At 67.2% G+C, this 478-nt stretch carries 1 protein-coding gene; it reads left to right on the top strand.

All coding sequences use genetic code 11. From position 1 onward, the window contains the following. Positions 1-478, top strand: a 478-nt coding sequence (locus EOD07_RS37015; protein ID WP_127238542.1) for an NAD-dependent epimerase/dehydratase family protein, incomplete at both ends; no start/stop codon positions are given.

Raw genomic sequence — 478 nt, 5'->3', positions numbered from 1 at the left:
CCGGATGCCGGTACGTCCTTCACGTCGCTTCGCCTTTTCCGCCGGGCGTGCCGAAGCATGAGGACGACCTGATCGTCCCGGCCAGGGAAGGGGCGTTGCGGGTGCTGCGCGCCGCGCGCGACGCCGGCGTCGAACGTGTCGTGCTCACCTCGTCTTTTGCCGCCATCGGCTATGGCCAGACACCGGTCGCCGGGGAGCCGTTCACGGAGGAGAACTGGACCAACCTTTCGGAAAAGGTCAGCGCCTATGTGAAGTCGAAGACGCTTGCCGAGCGGGCGGCGTGGGATTTCATCGGTCGCGAAGGCGGTGCCCTGGGACTGGCGGTGGTCAATCCGGTCGGCATCTTCGGGCCGGTCCTGGGGCCGGATCATTCGACGTCGACCGAGTTCATCCGGCGTTTGATGGATGGCGAGATGCCTGGGCTGCCGCGCATGGTGGTCGGCGTGGTCGACGCGCGCGACGTCGCGGACCTGCATCT

It is taken from the genome of Mesorhizobium sp. M2C.T.Ca.TU.002.02.1.1, assembly GCF_003997225.1.
This window is presented reverse-complemented; position numbering and strand designations above follow the sequence as displayed.